At 35.8% G+C, this 17,046-nt stretch carries 16 protein-coding genes and 2 CRISPR repeat arrays; of the genes, 14 read left to right on the top strand and 2 right to left on the bottom strand.

Going from position 1 to position 17,046, the window contains the following annotated elements:
- The first annotated feature begins 10 nt into the window (after nucleotides 1-10).
- From BN6559_RS08090 to BN6559_RS08085, 3 genes are all read left to right on the top strand, one after another.
- Nucleotides 11-604 carry a phage tail protein gene (locus BN6559_RS08090; protein WP_110954246.1) on the top strand — a complete coding sequence of 198 codons (594 nt, stop codon included), beginning with the start codon at nucleotides 11-13 and terminating at the stop codon, nucleotides 602-604.
- 319 nt (nucleotides 605-923) lie between these two features.
- Nucleotides 924-1,058, top strand: coding sequence for a hypothetical protein (locus tag BN6559_RS19660; RefSeq protein WP_267886706.1), 135 nt, complete (start codon nucleotides 924-926; stop codon nucleotides 1,056-1,058).
- Nucleotides 1,059-1,093: 35 nt separating this feature from the next.
- Complete coding sequence (locus BN6559_RS08085; protein ID WP_324609429.1) at nucleotides 1,094-1,411, top strand: type II toxin-antitoxin system death-on-curing family toxin; 318 nt, start codon at nucleotides 1,094-1,096, stop codon at nucleotides 1,409-1,411.
- A 241-nt stretch (nucleotides 1,412-1,652) separates the two neighbouring features.
- On the opposite strand, the gene BN6559_RS08080 is transcribed toward BN6559_RS08085, so the two are convergent.
- Both BN6559_RS08080 and BN6559_RS08075 read right to left on the bottom strand, forming a co-directional pair.
- A complete protein-coding gene (locus BN6559_RS08080; protein ID WP_110954245.1) occupies nucleotides 1,653-2,384 on the bottom strand; it encodes a Fic family protein in 732 nt (243 codons plus the stop codon).
- Between the two features lie 386 nt (nucleotides 2,385-2,770).
- Complete coding sequence (locus BN6559_RS08075) at nucleotides 2,771-2,998, bottom strand: helix-turn-helix domain-containing protein (RefSeq protein WP_110954244.1); 228 nt, start codon at nucleotides 2,996-2,998, stop codon at nucleotides 2,771-2,773.
- Between the two features lie 200 nt (nucleotides 2,999-3,198).
- Between BN6559_RS08075 and BN6559_RS08070 the strand changes: the two genes are divergently transcribed.
- From BN6559_RS08070 to BN6559_RS08020, 11 genes are all read left to right on the top strand, one after another.
- Nucleotides 3,199-3,591: a hypothetical protein gene (locus BN6559_RS08070; RefSeq protein WP_110954243.1), complete on the top strand. Its 393-nt coding sequence runs from the start codon at nucleotides 3,199-3,201 to the stop codon at nucleotides 3,589-3,591.
- A gap of 211 nt (nucleotides 3,592-3,802) precedes the next feature.
- Complete coding sequence (locus tag BN6559_RS08065; protein WP_110954242.1) at nucleotides 3,803-4,807, top strand: virulence RhuM family protein; 1,005 nt, start codon at nucleotides 3,803-3,805, stop codon at nucleotides 4,805-4,807.
- A gap of 110 nt (nucleotides 4,808-4,917) precedes the next feature.
- The gene (gene cas6, locus BN6559_RS08060; protein ID WP_234407910.1) at nucleotides 4,918-5,637 is read left to right on the top strand and encodes a CRISPR-associated endoribonuclease Cas6; all 720 of its coding nucleotides are present in this window, start codon (nucleotides 4,918-4,920) and stop codon (nucleotides 5,635-5,637) included.
- A 12-nt stretch (nucleotides 5,638-5,649) separates the two neighbouring features.
- Nucleotides 5,650-7,338, top strand: coding sequence for a type I-B CRISPR-associated protein Cas8b1/Cst1 (gene cas8a1, locus BN6559_RS08055; RefSeq protein WP_110954240.1), 1,689 nt, complete (start codon nucleotides 5,650-5,652; stop codon nucleotides 7,336-7,338).
- 2 nt (nucleotides 7,339-7,340) lie between these two features.
- Nucleotides 7,341-8,210, top strand: coding sequence for a type I-B CRISPR-associated protein Cas7/Cst2/DevR (cas7i, locus tag BN6559_RS08050; RefSeq protein WP_110954239.1), 870 nt, complete (start codon nucleotides 7,341-7,343; stop codon nucleotides 8,208-8,210).
- Complete coding sequence (gene cas5 / locus BN6559_RS08045; protein ID WP_199883846.1) at nucleotides 8,203-8,916, top strand: CRISPR-associated protein Cas5; 714 nt, start codon at nucleotides 8,203-8,205, stop codon at nucleotides 8,914-8,916. The genes cas7i and cas5 overlap by 8 nt, the downstream gene beginning before the upstream one ends.
- 62 nt (nucleotides 8,917-8,978) lie before the next feature.
- Nucleotides 8,979-11,237: a CRISPR-associated helicase Cas3' gene (cas3, locus tag BN6559_RS08040; protein WP_199883845.1), complete on the top strand. Its 2,259-nt coding sequence runs from the start codon at nucleotides 8,979-8,981 to the stop codon at nucleotides 11,235-11,237.
- A 9-nt stretch (nucleotides 11,238-11,246) separates the two neighbouring features.
- On the top strand, nucleotides 11,247-11,735 hold the full coding sequence (locus tag BN6559_RS08035) for a CRISPR-associated protein Cas4 (RefSeq protein ID WP_110954236.1): 489 nt from the start codon (nucleotides 11,247-11,249) through the stop codon (nucleotides 11,733-11,735).
- A 25-nt stretch (nucleotides 11,736-11,760) separates the two neighbouring features.
- Nucleotides 11,761-12,753, top strand: a complete 993-nt coding sequence (cas1b, locus tag BN6559_RS08030; protein WP_110954235.1) for a type I-B CRISPR-associated endonuclease Cas1b — start codon at nucleotides 11,761-11,763, stop codon at nucleotides 12,751-12,753.
- A gap of 4 nt (nucleotides 12,754-12,757) precedes the next feature.
- Nucleotides 12,758-13,036 carry a CRISPR-associated endonuclease Cas2 gene (cas2, locus tag BN6559_RS08025; protein WP_110954234.1) on the top strand — a complete coding sequence of 93 codons (279 nt, stop codon included), beginning with the start codon at nucleotides 12,758-12,760 and terminating at the stop codon, nucleotides 13,034-13,036.
- A gap of 190 nt (nucleotides 13,037-13,226) precedes the next feature.
- Nucleotides 13,227-14,863: direct repeats of the CRISPR family, unit length 31 nt; unit sequence ACTTCGAATTGACTCATAATGAAATGTAAAT.
- An 899-nt stretch (nucleotides 14,864-15,762) separates the two neighbouring features.
- Nucleotides 15,763-16,597: direct repeats of the CRISPR family, unit length 31 nt; unit sequence ACTTCGAATTGACTCATAATGAAATGTAAAT.
- A gap of 193 nt (nucleotides 16,598-16,790) precedes the next feature.
- A complete protein-coding gene (locus tag BN6559_RS08020) occupies nucleotides 16,791-17,039 on the top strand; it encodes a hypothetical protein (RefSeq protein WP_110954233.1) in 249 nt (82 codons plus the stop codon).
- Nucleotides 17,040-17,046: the final 7 nt, after the last annotated feature.

Here is a 17,046-nt window from a genome sequence, read left to right as displayed (position 1 = left end):
GAATTTTATTATGGCAAGAACAGTAAACGTAAATGAAGAAATTATTGTAGTATCTCATGGTGAAGAGGATACGGGAAAATTAGCGATGCTGGGGTGTAACGGAAAGTTTCATAAGAGTGTAATCCCGGAAATGCCGTGTAATTTGCCAGCAGGCGCTGTGCAATATTTTGCGATGGCAAGTGCACCGAAAGGTTGGTTGAGGGCTGATGGTTCAGCAATTTCCAGAGCAGATTATGCAGATTTATTTAGTGCGATAGGCATAATTTTTGGTGAAGGCGACGGTAACTCTACGTTTAATTTACCTGATTTGCGTGGCGAATTCGTTCGTGGATTTGATGATCGACGTGGGGTAGACGTTAGTAGAGAGTTTGGAAGTAATCAAATTTCAACACAAGTACTTGTTGATGATGATCAGCAACATGTTTTGGGATCAATAGACTGGAAAAACAATGATTTAGCAAAATTCGGTTATGAAGCTGCTGAAAATAAATCAGCTGTATTAGGGCAGTGGAATAATTCAACTGCAGTTGATAATCTTTCAAGTGATTATCTTCGCTCTATCCGCCCTCGTAACGTAGCATTATTAGCTTGTATTAAGTATTAATTATCCTTATGAGTGGAGAGTAACCTTCACTCTTTTTTATTGTAGAAAAAGAAAAATTAGTTATAATTGGTGTAGGTGTTACAATAGAAAGTTTTTATCTTCGCAAATTTTTTCTTTATGATCTTTTTCACTTAGTTGATAATTTGACAAGTAATTCCGTGTCTGAATATGGTTTTTATGTAGGCGTGTAGAGAAGTTGTTGATTGATGGTGCGGAAATAAAAATATAAGTGTTTTTTTATTGGACGTATGAATTTTAGTGCTATATGTTCATTGGTTGATTTTTAGGATATAATACAAGTAATGCTGGAGGGGTAAAAATGGTATTAGTAGAAAATTTATTACAGGACTTTCAATCGTTACCCGAGGATAAAAAACAGCGTAAAGAAATAGAACAAATGATGGATAATGTTATAGAAGAAAATAAAGAAGCATTTTTGGAGTTAGCACAATAATGAAAATATTAATGTTGATCATTGCATGAACATTAATTGTCAAAATTGGCGGAAACCTCGGCATTCGGGATAAAGGATTGATTGAAAGTGCTAGGCTTGGGGCAATGGCAACTTTTGACGGGATTGATTTATATAAGACAGATGAAGAAAAAATTGCGATTATGGCACATTCACTGATTAACAATCATGGATTCATTGATGGAAATAAACGAATTGGTATTGCTGTAATGTTGATGTTAGCTAAGCTGAATCAAATGGTACTGGTGTATAGCCAGGATGAATTAATTTCATTAGGATTGAGTATTGCGGATAGCAGCTTTGATGAAGTTATGATCGTAGATTGGATCAATTAGCATAAAAAGGATGGACAATGAAATTTTAGTATCTATAAGATAAAAAAGAAAAACTTCCTATTAGGTGAGCAGTTAAATGGCTCCTACCTAATAGGAAGTTTTATTTTGAAAGTAACTTGACATAGTTGTCGCAGAAAAATTCAGCTAAATTGTACAAGTACGCATTCCGACAGTAAAAATATAACGAAAAAGCGTACACAAATTTTAAGTGTATGTATACCGCTTAATCTGACAACTCATTTCAAATTAAAATGTTTAGATATTTTTCTATTTCTTCAATTTCATAATGTATAATCAATTCTATCAATGTTTTTGCTGATTTTGATGCTCCATAATAACAATCAAAGCATTCGTAATATTTGCGGCGATCAGCAAACTTTATATTGATTGGCAACAGGCCAGCTTTAATAAGTTCCAAATTCAATATTAAGCGTCCTGTTCTTCCGTTCCCATCAATGAAAGGGTGTATGCCTTCAAAACGCAAATGAAATTCGGCGAGGGTTTCAATAATATGTTTACCTTGGCTGGAAGTGTAGTCAGCAAGCAACTGTTCCATTTGCACAGGAATCAGATCGGGTTGGGGTGGGGTATGCATTGCCCCCATGATTGTCACGGGAAGACGGCGATAAATACCGCGACTTGAGGCATCGCTAATCAGGACAAGTGAGTGAATAACTTGGATAACTTTTTCTGTAAGCAATGTTTGGCTGTCTGCAAGCGTGAGAATATATTCAAATGCATCCTTATGTCCAATCACTTCCAAATGTTCCTTGACTGGTTTTTCTGCGATTGTGATACCTTCCTGTAAAATCAGTGCTGTTTCGCGTAAGGTTAAGGTGTTGCCTTCTATAGCATTTGAATTGTAAGTGTTCTCAATGATAAAATCGTTGCGAAGGCGACTCAGCTCTGCTGGATTTAGCGGACGCATTGCTTTAAGTTTGGACTGCAAATCGTCTATTTTTGTGAAATCCATAAATTTTTCTCCCTTCTATTGTGAGATAAAGTCGATTCTATTTTTGTGCTATTGACGGAGTAAGTTCTTTGATGGCTTTAAGAGATTATCCTAAGTTTTTTGCGGAAGAAAATGTACATGCTGTATATTTTGTGTATGTGCTTAATGTCTAAACTTGTATAGCACATTTTATTTTTTCACGTGTATCAGTTTCTTTCTATAAGAAATGATGATGTTATCAGTTTGTTTTCCTAATCAAATAAATAAAAAATTAACTTAGCGAAGTTCACTAATTCAAATTTTATTGTTAGTATTGATAGAAAAAGAAAAACTTCCTAACTAGGTGAGCATTTAAATGGTTATTACCTAAATAGGAAGTTTTATTTTATTGATTTTTAAAAATATAATCATTGATCAATTGTATTTGTTTTATCATCCGGTATATATTCCATCAAGTCTGATGGTTGACAATTCAAAGCAGTACATAGTTTATCGATTTGATGAATTTCTAAGCGTTTTATATTTCCGCTCCAAAGTGCGGAAATAGTATTAGGTCGTATGCCGGTCATTTCAGACAAGGCTTTTCTGGTTAATTTGTGTTTTCCCATTAGTTCTGCAACTTTTATATTAATCATAATAGCCTCCTGGATAACTTCTATAGATAATATATTAGCATTAACGATATAAAAAAACAAATTTTTTATAAAAATAACGATAGAAGATATTGAAATATAACTACAAAAGATATATAATAACTGTAAAAGTTGAATATTATCTTGTGGAGTTATTGAAGAGTATTGGGTAATTGGAAAAAGAATAATAAGGGGGATTCGTCATGTTAGATACAAGCAATATCGATAAGCGTGAAATCGAGAGAATTCAAGAATTATTACTCAGGGTTCCGTTACTAAGAGAAACTAATGCAGAATTTAAGATGGTTGAAAGTGTAGGAAAATTTTTAAATGAAAAAGGTGATAAGACAGGGGGTATATGCTTTAACTTATGCATGTATAATTTAGGAAAGTTTATGCAAATGTTATCGATTGCGAACCAACTTAATGGATATGTTACAAATGATGCAGCCGGTGAAATCTTTCAGGAAATCCATGTGGCATTGAAAGATAGGAAAGATTTGATAGAAAAACTTGAAGATTATGATTATTTAACAAATGATTCCGCCTATAGATATGGGTTTTATGCTGGACTTGAAGCGAGATTTATGGATTGAGGATATATATGGATAGGTGTAGTTTCTGCTAATTTATGTATTACTTTGGCAGGAACTTTATTTTTTATAGGGAAATGTGGAGTTAATAGGAAGTTGTTTGGAAGTTTAAGTGTTAGAAGCAAGATGTATAACAATGAATGGAGATAGATTTACTACAATTCAGTGAGATGAAAACTATTACGTTGTTTTTTAGTGAGCAGGAGGTATGTTTATGCAGGATGTATTGGGCAAAATTCTTATTTATCAGAATGAAAAAGGTGATACGAAACTCGATGTTTATTTTGAAGGTGATACGATCTGGTTGTCGCAGAAAAGTTTGGCTGAATTGTATCAAACATCTTCACAGAATATAACGTTACATATAAAAAATATTTATGCGGATGGCGAATTATTTGAGGATGCAACTTGTAAGGAATACTTACAAGTTCAAAATGAGGGAAATAGACAGATCAAACGTAATATCAAACATTATAATTTTCAAATGGTTTTAGCGATTGGTTATCGAGTTCGTTCTAACGTTGGAATGCATTTTCGCAATTGGGCATCAAGTATATTGACAGAGTACAGCAAAAAAGGTTTTGCGATGAATGATGAACGGCTAAAAAATCCGCAGGTATTTGGAATTGATTATTTTGATGAGTTGCTTGAACGAATTAAAGATATTCGTGCGTCAGAACAGCGGTTTTATCAAAAAATTGCAGAAATCTATAAAACCTCCATTGACTATGATGCAAAGCTGGAAAGTACAAAGCGATTTTTTCAAACGGTGCAGAATAAAATGCATTATAGCGTACATGGACATACTGCGGCTGAACTGATTGCAGAACGTGCTGATGCGACAAAACCCAATATGGGACTTACCTCTTTTAAAGGAGCAAAAGTTCGTAAAGGTGATATCGATATAGCGAAAAATTATCTAACACAAGAAGAAATTGAAGCGTTAAATCGTATTGTGGTAATGTACCTGGATTATGCGGATGATCAGGCAAAGCAGCATATTCCCATGCATATGGCAGATTGGGAAGCCAAGTTAAATGCGTTTTTACAATTTACCAATAGGCAGGTGCTGGAAAATGCGGGAAAAGTATCAGCGGAGATAGCAAAAGAATTGGCAGTTAAGCAATACGAGCTGTTTGATGCGAATAGGAATTTGCAGAGTGATGGGGATATTGGTTTGCTCATAGAAGATGTAAAAGTGATAGGAAAAATGAAATAGCATTAATGTAAGAATTTTCTTATCTCTGTGTTTATTTTTATCAAAATATGATATTATTTGAAATGTAAGATAATATTGTATTTTAAATTTAGGAGGTGATGTATTTGCGAATGGTTGTGAGTTTGGAATTGGCGAAGCCGGAATTGGCGAAGGATTTTCGTCCGGTGTTTGTATCGTTTATTAAAAACAATCTAAGTGATTGTGGAGAAGAATTTTTTCAGGAGTTTTACAAAGATCGCGACAGTATAGCGAAAAAATTTACATTTGGCGTGAGGATGAATCATCCGAAGTTTGTGGGAGACACGATTCAGCTTGGTGGCAATTTGATTAGTCTTACTTTAAGCAGTGCAGATGCAAAGGAAATGATGCTGCTTTACAATGCAATGATAAAGAATAAAAAGAAAACGTTTCCACTAAAGAATCAAAATCATATGCAAATGAAGAGTATAAGGTTACTTCCGGAACAAAAGGTACATAAAAATGAATTTGTGATAAAAATGCTCAGTCCAATGGTACTGCGTGAGCATAATCGTGAGACGAATATTGATCGATACGTGGATTGTACTTGTGATGATTTCGCCGAAACAGCGAAAAAAATTGTACAAGCACAGCTTAGTATTTTTGCTATGGATGAGAATTTGGTGCATGGTTTTACGATTGTCCCTGTTATACCGAAAAAAACAGTCGTTACGGCGTTTGATTACCATATTGATGTGAGTTTAGGTGTATATAAATTGACGGGACAGCCGGAGCTGCTCAATTTCCTTTATCATGCAGGTATTGGTTCAAGAAGAAGTCAAGGCTTTGGAATGTTTGAGATCCTGGCTTAAGGAGGTGGGAGAATGGACGAAGCGTTTGTCAAATTAGAGGTCAATGCATTTTTATTTAATGCAGGGATTGTTGGTTTTCGTTATTTACTGGAGCACATGGATGCGAGGGCGGACGAAGATTATAAAATTGACGGAAATTCGCTAAGTGTCGCGCGTGATTTTTTATTGTCGCATGATCTTGCTCAGGCTTATATCGAGGCGCATATTAAAAAGTTTCGTGAGGATGCCAATTTCACGCGGATTTGTGCAGAGATGGATAGTGTGAAGTCGCTTACAGATAAGTATCTTGCAGAGGAAAGCAAAGAAATCAAGAAACTGTTAGATGCTAAATATAAATATGTATTAAATAATACCGGTTTGGTACGTAATAGTTATTTTAGCGCCTGCACGATTTTGGCGGAACAAGGCTATAACATTGAGTTGGCTGCGTTGTGTAAAGAGATTAAGGAGCTAAAAGACTATCGGGAAAAGTGTGAACAACTTTGTAAGTTAAAAGAACTTTTATCAGAGGATAAAGTGCAAGAAACTTTTTTAATGAAGGATATTATTTATGCAAGGATTAATTCGATTTGGTCAAATAAAGCGTTTTTGAATACGAGCAATTCAAAAAAGAATATGCATGATGTGTATGACAAGGATTTTGTTGCACCATTAAAGGAGTATTTGAGAGACTGCAAACCTGTGAAAAATAAAAAAGCGAAGTCGTGTATCGAATGTGATGTTTTGCTGCCCAAAACGATGGATATTTCTTTTTTGAATGACAGTGTAGATGATATGAGCCGGAAGAAGTCACCGTTTTGGGATTATAAGCCGGACGCATACATTTGTCCGTTATGTGCGTTTGTCTATTCGTTGGCGCCGCTTGGATTCCAAGCCTTGGGGAGAAATCTTGTTTTCGTGAATACAAATACGAGTGTAGAGCAGTTGGTAGATACGAACAGTAGTCTTGAGAGTAAGCATAAAATAAAAAATTCCAATCAGGAAAATGAAACGTATCAACTGATTTTAAATCGTATTGTGCAGGAAATCCTTGAAGAAAAGACCAAAGAGCAAAATAATATTCAGGTGATTGTGCGGGATAAAACTACGGATCGTTATAAATTTAATATTATCGCTAAAGACATACTTGAAATTTTAAAACAGTGCCAAAGAAATTTAACCAAGATCCAGGGGATTTCTATCGAGATAAGTCCTAAAGTATGGCTGAATCTTTACCAAGCTGTCATACAAAATATTTTTGATCGGACCAATCAATATGAGTTGCTCAATCGTGTATTAAAAAGCTCTTTAAAGGAAAATACGCAGACGATATATTTAAAGCATGTGCTTGATATTCAAATCGAGATGTCAGGGGGGACGAAAATGGGAAAAGAAAGTGCGAATAATGCATTTTATCGTGGACGAGATTTAAGAAATTTGATTTGTGGCGAAAAAACAAGAGCGCAGGATGCAGATAATAAACTACGAGGTTTTGTATATCAGCTGTTAAATGCTTTGCAAGTGAATGATCGCGAACAGTTTTGGAATTTAGTGTTTAGAATGTATTCAAGTGTAAGTGTACCAATTCCACAAGTCTTTTTGAAAACATTTTCGTCAGAGGATGAACTGCAGTATTTGGGCTATGCATTTATCCTTGGATTGAAAAATGAAAAGTACATAAATGAAGACAAAGTTAGCGAAGAAAAAGTTGAGGAGGCGTAAAAATGGCTAGAAACGGATTAACATTGAGCATTCTTTTTGAAGCAGAAAGTGCAAATTATGGTGAGGGTTTTGGCAATATTACGGTGCTGAAAAAATTAGGACGCGATGATCGAAAACAATATACGTATATCTCCAGACAGGCACTTCGCTATAATATGATGCAGCAGCTCGGCTGGGACAATACACCGGTAACAGCGCAAAACAAGGTTGTGCAATTTGCTCCGGAAGCTACCATTGCAGAATATCCGGAAGTTGATTTGTTTGGATATTTAAAAACCTCAGCCAAAACAGAAAATGAAAAAGGCGGCTCAAATAAACGGTCGGCAGTTGTACGCCTGAGTAATGCGATTGCGTTAGAAGCGTACCGCGGTGATTTGGATTATCTAACGAATATGGGATTGGCCTCACGTGATAAATTAGAAAATGCAATTGCGCAGAGTGAAATTCATAAGTCCATTTACGCATATACGATTACGGTAGATTTGGATCGGGTCGGCATTGACGGTTCAATTGATTTGGAAAAAGGCGAAAAAGCCAAACGCATAAAGGATTTCCTGGATACGGTTCAATTTTTGTATCGGGATATTAAAGGGCGCCGCGAAAATTTAAATCCAATTTTTGTCATCGGTGGTGTGTATCAACGTAAAAATCCTTATTTTGAAAATCGTTTAAAATTGCAAGAGATGAGACTCAACGTAGGCGCGATAAAACAGCTCAGGGATGGTAATGATGATACGAAAGCACATACGCTGATCGGGTACATGGAAGGTATGCTTGCCAATGATCAGGAGATTCATGAAACGCTAAATCCGGGGTCTGTGACAGAAGTATTTACTGCATTAAAACATGAAGTGGATGCTTATTATGAATAGGGTGATTCGTCTGGTCTGCTCACAGCAGCTGGTAAATTATCGCAAACCCACGAGTTTTCAGATCAAGGAATCTTATCCCCTGCCGCCGTATTCCACGGTGATTGGGATGATCCATACGGTGTGCGGATTTACGGAATATCATCGGATGGATGTCAGTATACAGGGCTGTTATCATAGTGCTGTGAGTGAGATGTATACAAAGTATGCATTCGGTATCACCTATGATAAAACGCGTCATCAGGCTGCAGTAAAAAATGGCGATAAGTTGGATGGGATCAATATCGGCCCGGGCAATATTGAGTTGCTCACCGATATGAAGCTGTTATTGCATATTCGTCCGAAGGATGAAGCCGATTTAGAGATGATACTGCAAGGTTTGCTCCATCCTGTTGTTTATCCTGCGCTGGGCAGGCATGAGGATTTGTTATGCATTGATGAGGTAGAGATCGTTGCAATTAAAGAATGCAGCAGAATTGAGCTTCGATATGATGCTTATGTACCGATGGATGGGATACACAAAAAAATGATTGGTAAATTGGGGTCTAAGTATAAATTAAATAAAGTCTTTTGTATAAATCCCAATACGGGATTGCGGCAATGGGATAAAAAAATTGAAGTAAGTCATGTAGCCAAAGGTCATGTTTTAGCCAAAGGTGCATGGTATGCAGAGGATACGCAGGCCGCAGACGGCGTGTTTTTCGCATAGAGTAAGGACAAGTTCTGAATTTCATAAGAACTTGTCCTTCTTTCAATATGGAGGGGAAAACGATGGAGTATCTAGCAAAATCGAAGCCGATACAAACCGTGAAAGAGCACACGGACGACTTGCTGAGTTTATGGAAAAAATTTTTACGTCTATATGGTGCGCAGTTTAGTAAAGAAGAAAAAGCGTTTATTGAGTTGGCGGCGTTTTATCACGATTTGGGCAAGCTGAACGCGTTGTTTCAATATAAAATACATAAGGCAGCTGGGCGGGTGTATGAGGAATATGTTCCTTCGGGAGATGAAGAAATCCCGCATGGTTTTCTAAGTGCGGCATATATGAATCCGGAGGAATTAGAAGAACAACATGGGGAAGATATCGATGTTGTAGTTACAGCGATTTATAATCATCACACCAGAGCGGATTTTTATACAGAAAGTGATTTTGGCAGATATATTGACCGATATTTACCGGAATCCTATTCATATGATAAAGCGCGTGTTTTCTATAAAAATACGGATTATTTGGATTTAGGCTATCTGATTACCGAATTTACCAACAATGCAAGCAATCAAGGGAGTATGACCAAGGCCGAAGCACATGCGAAATGGCTGAAGTATATTGTCGTAAAAGGCATGCTCAATAAACTCGACTATGCAGCGAGTGGAAAAAATCATGCGCAGATTGAAATAGAGCCTTTGCCAAAGGGGACGTTGACCAACGTGATTCAAAACCAATGGAAGGTACTGCGTCCGGTACAAGACTATATGTTACATAGAAAGGATAAAAATTTAGTCGTACGCGCAGCTACGGGTAGCGGAAAAACAGAAGCGGCATTATTTTGGCTGGACGGTAGTAAGGCTTTTTATACTTTACCATTAAAGGTATCGATCAATGCAATTTATGAACGGATCAGTGGAAAACAAAGTCATCAATATCAGTATGATGAAGATAAGATTACTTTATTGCATTCCGATTTATTAGCTTATTATTTCTCAAAGCAGGATACAGGGCATGCTGCAATGGAAGATCCATTGGTTCGCAGGGAAAAAGCAAAATTATTAGCGTATCCGTTGACGATTTGTACAGTCGATCAGTTATTTTGGTTTGTATTTAAAGCAATGGGCAGTGAAATCGTGCCGGCTACTTTAAAGTATTCAAAAGTGATCATTGATGAAATTCAAATGTATTCGGCAGAGATTTTGGCGTATATCATCTATGGGTTGAAGATTATTCATGCACTTGGCGGAAAGTTTGCGATTATTACGGCAACGTTTCCACCGGTCTTGCAGCATTTTCTGACGCAGCAAGAAATTCCTTTTGAAATGCCTGAGACGCCATTTCAAGGCGAATATGATAAACGGCATAAAATTGCTTTTATCGAAGCGGCGGATTTTGATGATGAAAAGATTCTTGAAGATGCACAAGATAAAAAAGTATTGGTTTTATGCAATACAGTAGGAAAGGCGCAAGCTGTATATGAGCGCTTAAAAGATCGAATCGATTATGTGAAATTATTGCATAGCAGGTTTACGCGCAAAGATAGAAAACAGTTAGAAAATGAAATCATGGAGTTCTCGGATAGCGATGAAACCGGAATTTGGATTAGTACGCAGATCGTAGAAGCGAGCTTGGATATTGATTTTGATGTATTGTTTACGGAAATGTGCCCGGCCGATAGTTTGCTCCAAAGAATGGGGCGGTGCTATCGTAAACGCAATTATCGTGGACTTAGCCCCAATGTATATATTTATAATACAGGAAATGGCCTTGGGAGAGTTTATCCGTATAGGGATATCTATCAGTTTTCGGTAGATGATCTGCAAAAATATAACAATCGTTACTTTTTAGAAACAGAAAAATTTGCGTATGTCAATGCCGTATATGATATTGCCAGAGTGAAAGATACCGAGTATTATAAAAAAATTGAAGCATGTTTAAAAACATTACATGATTTATCGCCATCCACGATTGATGCTGAAACAGCACATCAACAGTTTCGCAATATTCAAAGTGTTACAGTTTTGCCGGATAAATTCTATCAAAATGACGATGTGCAAAACTATATCGAAATCATCAAAGAAAAGAAGAAATATGATATAAAAACGCGGATGAAGGCTGAAAATGATCTATTGCAGTATACCTTGTCGTTAAATGCAAATCTATTAAAAGCCCCAAAAAGCAAGGGAGCAATTGATCAATACCCAATCGAACAAATCAAATGGCTCGGCATTCATCGCTGCAGGAGACTTTATGATTTTACAGATTTATCAGGGCAAGGGCTTTGTTTAGAAAAAGAAGATAAAGCGGATCAATATTTCTGAGGTGAGAAAATGAAACAGGTCACAGGTGTCATCTATTCGTATTATTTTTTATGTAAGCGCAAGATGTGGCTTTACGCAAGAGATATTAGCCTTGAAGATGAAAGCGAGCGCGTACAGATCGGCAAAATCATCGATGAGACTTCGTATAGCCGCGAACGCAAGCATATTTTAGTGGATGATTGTATTAATATCGATTACATTCATAATGGCATTGTGTACGAGGTAAAGAAAAGCCAGAAAGAAAAACAGATGGCAATTCAGCAAATTAAATATTATCTTTATGTATTGCATAAGCATGGTTTAAAAGATGTGCAGGGTGTTTTGGCCGTGCCGAAAGAGCATCTGACGGAGGAAGTTTTTCTGACGGAAGACGATATAAAAATGGTTGCGCACAATCTGGAATTGATCAAGGAAGCGCTGCTGGCAGAAACTTTGCCGGCAACGATTGATAAACCAGCCTGTAAATCGTGTGCGTATTATGAGTTTTGCTATATTTAAATTATGTTGAAATGGGGCAGTTCAAATGAAGCAATCTTATTATGTTTTTTCAAATGGTCAAATCAAGCGTAAAGATAATTCCCTTCAACTATGTCGTGAGGATGGCATGCATAAAGATATTCCGATCGAGCGTGTAAAGGATATTTATATTTTTTCTGAAATGACGCTGAATACGAAATTGCTCGACTTTTTGGCGCAAAATGGTGTGACGGTGCATTTTTTCAATTATTATGAGTTTTATACGGGCAGTTTTTGTCCAAGAGAGAAATATGTGTCAGGTTCGCTTCTCGTTAAGCAAGTAGAGCATTACACTGATTTGGAAAAAAGAATGGAGATCGCAAGAGAATTCATTTCTGGCGCCTATGATAATATCTATAGAAATTTACGTTATTATAATGCCCGTGGCAAAGATTTGTCTTCTTATATGGAGGACATAAAAACGCTGAGTACACATATTCCGTATTGTAAGGATGTACAGGAGCTCATGGGAATTGAGGGCAATATCAGAAAAATTTATTATAGTGCCTGGGATACGATTATCGACGCGGAGATCGATTTCGAAAAACGTACGAAACGGCCGCCGGATAATATGGTGAATACGTTGATATCGTTTGTGAATTCCGTGATTTATACCAAGGTACTGAGTGAAATATATAAGACGCAGGCGAATCCGACCATCAGCTATCTGCATGAGCCATCTGTTAAGCGGTTTTCTTTGGCCTTAGATATTGCAGAAATTTTCAAACCGTTACTTGCGGATCGATTGATCTTTTCTTTGTTAAATAAGAAAATTATCGATGAATCGGATTTCGATAAAGATGTAGATTGCATTCGCATGAAAGATTCAGTTGCGAAAAAGATTATGGAGGCTCTGGATGAAAAATTAAAAACAAGTATCAAACATAGGACGCTTAATCGGGAAGTTTCCTATCAGCATCTGATCCGTTTGGAAGTCTACAAATTGATTAAGCATGTGATGGGTGCGGATACTTATAAAGCATTTAGAATCTGGTGGTGATTTTATGTATATGGTATTGGTCTATGATATAAAACTGGATAAAGAAGGCCCAAAAATTTTGCGCCGTGTTTTTAAAACCTGTAAAAAATATTTAACCCATATTCAAAATTCCGTCTTTGAAGGTGAGCTTTCAGAAAGTCAGCTGCTTTCTTTAAAAGCAGAAGTGCGGGAACAATTACGAGAAGGTATCGATTCTTGCATCATCTTTAGAGGGAGAAATAATATATGGATGAAGAAAGAGTTCGTGGTGCAGGAAGAAGATAAAACATCAAACTTCATCTGATCTGTCGACCTCCGATACTGTAAAAAAGGCGGGGGTACGACAGACATGGACAAAGCGAGAGAATCAATGGCCTGCGGACGGTTTGCCAGAAAATATTTTTGCAGATTTATGGATAAATATGATATATAATAATAGATAGACAGAAAATAATGATTTTGGTATTGATAAATAAGGCTTCGTGAGGGCAAAGACTTCGAATTGGCTCATAATGAAATGTAAATAAACGTAATCACTTTTGATGTGCTTTTTAGCCTGTCGACTTCGAATTGGCTCATAATGAAATGTAAATTTAAATTTATGCTTGCGATCTTCCGCATGACTTTAACTTCGAATTGGCTCATAATGAAATGTAAATGTGAAAGTTCTTTGCGATGAGGCTGAGAATATAGCACTTCGAATTGGCTCATAATGAAATGTAAATTCACATTACACTGATGGAAAAATAGAAGTTATAGAACTTCGAATTGGCTCATAATGAAATGTAAATTGAAATATAATCATCACTATATCTGACCAAATATCCCACTTCGAATTGGCTCATAATGAAATGTAAATGGAGATTCGAGAAAATACGTGTGAAGCGTTGTTCACGTACTTCGAATTGGCTCATAATGAAATGTAAATCGGTACTTCTGGCAGGAATGGGACACCTATCATTTACTTCGAATTGGCTCATAATGAAATGTAAATTTCATCATGAACACCTCTTATAATTTCATTGCTCTTACTTCGAATTGGCTCATAATGAAATGTAAATTTGTACCGCTAAATCTATTGTTTCATCGCTAATTTACTTCGAATTGGCTCATAATGAAATGTAAATGTGCAGTAATATGTTTTTTGCATCTTAGGTGCTCTTAACTTCGAATTGGCTCATAATGAAATGTAAATTTGCGGATGTTAAAGAAGCAGTCAAGGAGATTAGATACTTCGAATTGGCTCATAATGAAATGTAAATTTGCTAGGTATAAGTTTTAAGTTTTTAGCATCTTTTACTTCGAATTGGCTCATAATGAAATGTAAATCGGTAAAAATCAATTAATGAGGATTGAGAACTTGTTTACTTCGAATTGGCTCATAATGAAATGTAAATGGTGATAAACCTAATGACATCTATGGAGTAGTCGCTACTTCGAATTGGCTCATAATGAAATGTAAATAAGTAATTATTTGCATCGTAATCAATCATGTATTTAACTTCGAATTGGCTCATAATGAAATGTAAATTGGATTGCCATGATTGGCTTTGTAGCGAAATCATTGAACTTCGAATTGGCTCATAATGAAATGTAAATGGTCTTTACAGCAGTTCTACGGCAACAGCGGTTAGACTTCGAATTGGCTCATAATGAAATGTAAATGAATACAGGTTAGTTTTACGCGCAAAGATTGTTAAACTTCGAATTGGCTCATAATGAAATGTAAATTTCACCATGCAATATTTACGCAATTCACTAGATAAACTTCGAATTGGCTCATAATGAAATGTAAATTTTTATACAATCGAGGTATCAAGCAAAAATCAGGTCAACTTCGAATTGGCTCATAATGAAATGTAAATTCCTGTAATGCGCCTGCTTGTCCGCCCTCAATAACACTTCGAATTGGCTCATAATGAAATGTAAATGCGGTAACGAGATTAGGAGATCACACGACAGGGACAACTTCGAATTGGCTCATAATGAAATGTAAATGTTGGCATTGATACGGCAAATTACGCCTCGTATCTTACTTCGAATTGGCTCATAATGAAATGTAAATAATAATGCACAACAGACTATAAACTTTTTAAAGATACTTCGAATTGACTCATAATGAAATGTAAATGAGACAAAAGAAAAAGTAATTTGTACTTAACACAAATATAAAACAATTAAAGAAAGAATTAATGAACTAAAAGACTTATTTTACGTATATGTTATGGCAGTTTACAATACGTATGAAATCGCATATAATGAACATATACTATATAAACCAAAAACGCCCTGCGGAGAACAGGACGTTTCGGTTGAATGCATTAGGTGAACATCACTTTAAGGATAAAAGTCAAAAGCGCCATTACCTTAATAAGTACCGTTCCTTCTATTTCGAGCGAGAAACGAAACTTCAAGGTATCACCTCCTGTATTCAGTTAATCGGACTAGTTCGTGCTAGTCCGGTCTTTATTTTAACATAATATTACCAGTCGAGACAGCTCAAATTTTAGGCTGTCTTTTCTTATGTTAAAAAATGAAAGGGTTTGTTAATTTGGACGCAGTTGCGCAAGTTTTGGTATAAGAACAACGATTTATGATCTGTATAATCCATGTTTTCTGACTATAAACAATACATCATTTGCGTGTTGGGTAATTGCTACGAAAAAAAAGTTTATCGTTGTAGTTAGAGTAGTAACGCAGTATATGGCAGGCTATTTTGATTTTTTAGATCGGTATCGGTAGAAAAACGATACCAAGAAAAATAATCATGGACATCCAAAGAGAATATTGAAGAAATATTCAGAAGGTCTGATTAGAATAATAAAACATAAAATTTTTCGATCTGTCGACCTGTAAAAATGCAATTTTATATGGGGTACGACAGATATGCACAAATGCAGATGTTTATTGGGATAATGAGTGATTGAAATAAAATTATTTTGCAGATTTCTATGTAAATATGATATATAATAGTAGATAGACAGAAAATGATGAAATTAATATTGAAAAATAAGGCTTTGTTTAGGTACGTACTTCGAATTGACTCATAATGAAATGTAAATTAAATCGTACTTTACGATTATTTACCTTCTGTTGCCGACTTCGAATTGACTCATAATGAAATGTAAATTTTAGCAATTGCTTGTTGGCTTAGTCCTAATATATCACTTCGAATTGACTCATAATGAAATGTAAATTGCATCGTCAGTCGTATACGCATATAAGCTATTTGGACTTCGAATTGACTCATAATGAAATGTAAATATATTTTTTAACAGTTGCACGAAGTGAATGCCGATAACTTCGAATTGACTCATAATGAAATGTAAATAAAAGAAGTGGGAGGGGCGGGAAATGGATCAATTAATACTTCGAATTGACTCATAATGAAATGTAAATGTAATTTCAGATGATGCATTTGTTTTAAATGATCAAACTTCGAATTGACTCATAATGAAATGTAAATGAAGTAGATGCTTATGATGAGGAATTAAAGAGGCAAACTTCGAATTGACTCATAATGAAATGTAAATGATTTTGCTCCAAGCATTGGAGTGTGTTGGAGCTGCACTTCGAATTGACTCATAATGAAATGTAAATGACGGCGAACGTACAACAGAAATTGTAAAAGTCTACACTTCGAATTGACTCATAATGAAATGTAAATTTGGGCTAATAGCAAACTATCTGATTTATTGCGAAAACTTCGAATTGACTCATAATGAAATGTAAATTAATAAAACACTTGTTCTGTGTGAATGCTAATGCACTTCGAATTGACTCATAATGAAATGTAAATTTTTGATCATATCAGTCATGTTTTTTACACCTCTCACTTCGAATTGACTCATAATGAAATGTAAATTGCTAATTTATCAATTACAGATAATGCTTCATTTGACTTCAAATTGACCCATCCTGAAAATCTACAAAGAACATAACCCATCTGCTCGGAATACTATATACTACGATTTGTTTTATGTAAAATAGCAAATCGTAGATTTGATAATATGGTGATTTTACAGCTTTTGAAGGCTGTTAGAGTGGGGGTTTTTCTGGTGAATTATACTGAGGAACAATTAGAGCTTATGACGAAAGAGCAGATGAAGGCGATTATTCTTGAATGTCAGGAGACGGATATTTGTAAACCGGATTGTGAGAGTGGGATAAAAGGGAAGTTAATTGAATTTAATAAAGAATTGTTGATTCATCATGGTGTATCGGCACCGGTAGCGGCGTTTATTGCGACTGCGACGGTGTGTGGTTTATTTAATTTATTTTATTTAATACCGCTTCTTTACCGGTAAGATCAGG

The sequence above is a fragment of the Massilibacillus massiliensis genome, from assembly GCF_900086705.1.
Taxonomy (GTDB): domain Bacteria; phylum Bacillota; class Negativicutes; order FLKF01; family FLKF01; genus Massilibacillus; species Massilibacillus massiliensis.
This window is presented reverse-complemented; position numbering and strand designations above follow the sequence as displayed.

Bases quoted from the DNA above. Each gene is read 5' to 3' on its own strand.
- BN6559_RS08090 (WP_110954246.1), top strand. From the start codon at position 11: ATGGCAAGAACAGTAAACGTAAATGAAGAAATTATTGTAGTATCTCAT.
- BN6559_RS19660 (WP_267886706.1), top strand. From the start codon at position 924: ATGGTATTAGTAGAAAATTTATTACAGGACTTTCAATCGTTACCCGAG.
- BN6559_RS08080 (WP_110954245.1), bottom strand. From the start codon at position 2,384: ATGGATTTCACAAAAATAGACGATTTGCAGTCCAAACTTAAAGCAATG.
- BN6559_RS08075 (WP_110954244.1), bottom strand. From the start codon at position 2,998: ATGATTAATATAAAAGTTGCAGAACTAATGGGAAAACACAAATTAACC.
- BN6559_RS08070 (WP_110954243.1), top strand. From the start codon at position 3,199: ATGTTAGATACAAGCAATATCGATAAGCGTGAAATCGAGAGAATTCAA.
- BN6559_RS08065 (WP_110954242.1), top strand. From the start codon at position 3,803: ATGCAGGATGTATTGGGCAAAATTCTTATTTATCAGAATGAAAAAGGT.
- cas6 (WP_234407910.1), top strand. From the start codon at position 4,918: ATGGTTGTGAGTTTGGAATTGGCGAAGCCGGAATTGGCGAAGGATTTT.
- cas8a1 (WP_110954240.1), top strand. From the start codon at position 5,650: ATGGACGAAGCGTTTGTCAAATTAGAGGTCAATGCATTTTTATTTAAT.
- cas7i (WP_110954239.1), top strand. From the start codon at position 7,341: ATGGCTAGAAACGGATTAACATTGAGCATTCTTTTTGAAGCAGAAAGT.
- cas5 (WP_199883846.1), top strand. From the start codon at position 8,203: ATGAATAGGGTGATTCGTCTGGTCTGCTCACAGCAGCTGGTAAATTAT.
- cas3 (WP_199883845.1), top strand. From the start codon at position 8,979: ATGGAGTATCTAGCAAAATCGAAGCCGATACAAACCGTGAAAGAGCAC.
- BN6559_RS08035 (WP_110954236.1), top strand. From the start codon at position 11,247: ATGAAACAGGTCACAGGTGTCATCTATTCGTATTATTTTTTATGTAAG.
- cas1b (WP_110954235.1), top strand. From the start codon at position 11,761: ATGAAGCAATCTTATTATGTTTTTTCAAATGGTCAAATCAAGCGTAAA.
- cas2 (WP_110954234.1), top strand. From the start codon at position 12,758: ATGTATATGGTATTGGTCTATGATATAAAACTGGATAAAGAAGGCCCA.